This is a genomic window from Virgibacillus sp. W0430 (assembly GCF_051846935.1).
Lineage (GTDB): Bacteria > Bacillota > Bacilli > Bacillales > Amphibacillaceae > JBPYCR01.
On sequence record NZ_JBPYCS010000055.1, the window covers coordinates 1 to 3,261 of the forward strand.

Genomic DNA, 3,261 nt, shown 5'->3' on the forward strand with positions numbered 1-3,261 from the left:
ATTTTCTAAGATATTATAGCATTGCCTTTCTATATCATCATATTTTGTATGCCGATCGACTTCTAAACTCATTTTAGTTATAAACAGAGGTTTATCTTTATGTTTAAAAAAATCCCCCAAAACTGTTTCTGATTTTTCATATGCTTGAGCAGTATCAAAAATATTAATTCCATTATTAATTGCATTTTGTAAAATGGAGTATGCTGTGTCTTGATTTGGGATTCCATTTTTATTTGCTACTCCATAATTCATACCAAGTTGAACCGTTCCTAAAGTTAAAGGCTTACTAGGCATAATTTTTATATCTGTAACATCCATAAAACGTCCTCTTTTCATAATAATAATTGAAATATCTATTTAGCTGTATATCCACCATCTACTGGAATGTTGGCACCCGTAATGTAAGCAGAAGCGTCTGATGCCAGAAACACAATAATTCCTTTTAAATCTGATGCATTTGCCATACGATTTAGCATTGTTCGAGTATTATATCGTTCAACAAAATCTTTCGAAGTACGGTGAGAAAGAATACCACCAGGGCTAATGCAATTACAGCGAACGTTTGACTTTCCGTAATAGCTTGCAACATATCGGGTAAAATTTATCATACCACTCTTATGAAAGAAGTAATCTGGACTAGCATCGAAATTCCCTTCATACAACCAATCATCAGGCCCCACCATTCCTTGCATTGATCCTACTTGAATGATCGATCCATAACGTTGCTTCTCCATTACATTACCAAATGTTTTAGTTAGAGAGTAAATACCGGTTGCATTAATATCCATACTTTGTGCAAACTTTTCAGTAGAATCGTTCCATCCATTCATTACACGACCTACCGCATTATTAACAAGAATATCAATTTTACCTTCTTTATCTATTAAATTATTAGTAAACTTAATAATTGTTTCTTCTTTAGATTGATCTAAATAAGCAACTGTAACTTGTTGACCCACTTCTTGAAATTCTTTCTCTAAATCATCTATTTTCCCTCTATTTCTAGTAGTGATATAAGTGGTTGCACCAGCTTCAATTAATGCTGATGTAACTTGCCTACCATATAATCCTGAACCACCTATAACTACAGCAACTTTCCCTTCGAGTGAAAATGAGCTCATTACATTCATTTACTTACCTCCAAAAGATCCCTAATTAAATTCCATTTATAGCAAACGAGCAAAGCCGCTATGTGCAATTTCATTTTTATTTATATTGAAACTTTCTCCATTATTGACAATGGCAGATAACTCCTTAAACACCTCGTCAATTGCCTCAGAATATAATTTTACAATGTGATCATTGTGTGCCATCGTTGGGTATATAGATAAACCAGCTAAAAACCCTCTTTCTAACATTTTTTGAGTGTATATAGTTTGTAAAACCTTTGATTCTATATGATCAAATTCAAACTTTGCAAAGCATGGGAAAGCTTGTCCGATTTTAATAGGTATTTCATGAACTTTACTAAAGTAGAGCCAAGAATTTTCAATCATCTTACCTATTTTATTTATATGTTCTGGAACTGAATATTCATTCATTTTCTTCAAAGTAACTATAGCTGCAGTTGGACCTATGCTTTCCGTCCAGTAAGTGCTACTAATAAATGAGTCTTTAGCTCCTTCCATCGTAGACGATGTCCCAATCACAGCTGCTATAGGATGACCATTTCCTAATGCTTTTGCAAAAATGGCTAAATCAGGAATAACATTGTATTTCAAATGCGCTCCACCCTTATGCAAACGGAAACCGACTGTAATCTCATCAAAAATAAGCATTGTTCCATTCTTTTTTGTAATATCACGTACAAATTCTAGGAAACCATCTTCTGGATCAGATCCACGACATGGTTCCATAATAACTGCAGCAAGATCAGATCCATACTCGTCAAATATATTTTGTAATTCTTGTTTGTTATTATAAGTAAAAGTTACAGTTGTATTTCTAAGTTCTTTTGGTACTCCGTGAGGATTTAAACCCGGCAGAAGATGACCATCTAATAAATCTGATTCTCCTAAATTAGCCGCTAAATACCAGTCATGCCACCCATGGTACCCACAAACAGCGATGACAGTTCTGTTAGTTGTAGCTCTTGCTATCCTAATCGCTACAGTACTTACCTCACCTCCAGAGCGTGTAAATCGGGCCTGATTCGCCCAAGGATGTAATTCAAACAGACGTTCAGCCAATTCAATTTCCTCGGGTGGATTCAATGAACTCATGCTTCCCAAGTTAAGGCGACGTTTAACTGCTCTGGTGACATCTTCGTCACGGTAGCCTAATAGACAAGATCCAATACCGTTTGTAGACATGTCATAATAATGCCGTCCATCTAAATCCCATACTTCACATCCTCTAGCTTCACTAAAATATGCAGGCCATTTTAATGGCGCCATCAATTCTGGACGTTTACTTAACAGTTGTGTTCCTCCAGGAATTAACTTTTTACCATGTTCATATAATTTTTGTGTCTGATTTAATTCTACTCTTTTAATACCTATTAATTTAGCTGCATTATCAAAGAAAATATCTTTAATATCTTTATCATTAAGACCAAACGACTCAACTGCTCTTCTAAGCGCCAACAAAGACTCAATCCCAACCAATAGGGGTTGAGCATGCGATAAAGCTACTTTTTCTTTTAAAGTTTCTGCTTGAAGCCAAATGAAACCGTTCCCAAATGTGACTGCTTTACCCCGATTTTCTGAGACTGGAAAGTCGCTTCCCCACAATAATTTTTTCGGTCCAAATTCAGATAAGATATGTTCTATCGGTTCAGATTCGCAAATCCCTGACATATCGAACCAAACATTCTCGAGCCCCCGTAAAGCATTTATCCCTTTTGCATTAGGTCCATGGAATGATCGGGCACAGTGGGCGAGCACTAGTCTTACATGTGGATATTTAGTACATAGTTCATATATTTCTTGTTGATTATTTGTATCTAAGATTGCCTCATCTTTAACCATATGAAGCATAATAATAGATTTATACTCATTAGCTAACTCCCACATCCATTCTGGTAGAAACCCTCTAATTGACGATTTCCAAGTGGGGGTTTCATCACTATAAATATGATAAGGCTTTATCCCTACAATTTGCTTATTATTAAAGTAAGTAGAAATCTTTTTTTTTGAATCTCTTGGATGAACTAAAACGAGTCCACGGCAATTAGTATAGTTAGTTAATTGTTCTATTAAATATGCGTTCTCATTATCAATATTTGCATTCTTGCTAGGAATTGGAAAAAACAGCCCGCCT

The 3,261-nt window shown here is 35.3% G+C and carries 3 protein-coding genes; all 3 read right to left on the reverse strand.

What is annotated here, in order from left to right; genetic code table 11:
- A partial coding sequence (locus ACLIBH_RS14260; RefSeq protein ID WP_439317383.1) for an aldo/keto reductase occupies positions 1-318 on the reverse strand: 318 nt, incomplete at its 3' end.
- Between the two features lie 35 nt (positions 319-353).
- Positions 354-1,130 carry an SDR family oxidoreductase gene (locus ACLIBH_RS14265; protein ID WP_439317384.1) on the reverse strand — a complete coding sequence of 259 codons (777 nt, stop codon included), beginning with the start codon at positions 1,128-1,130 and terminating at the stop codon, positions 354-356.
- A gap of 36 nt (positions 1,131-1,166) precedes the next feature.
- Positions 1,167-3,261: aminotransferase class III-fold pyridoxal phosphate-dependent enzyme (locus tag ACLIBH_RS14270; RefSeq protein WP_439317385.1), on the reverse strand; the 2,095-nt coding region annotated here is incomplete at its 5' end.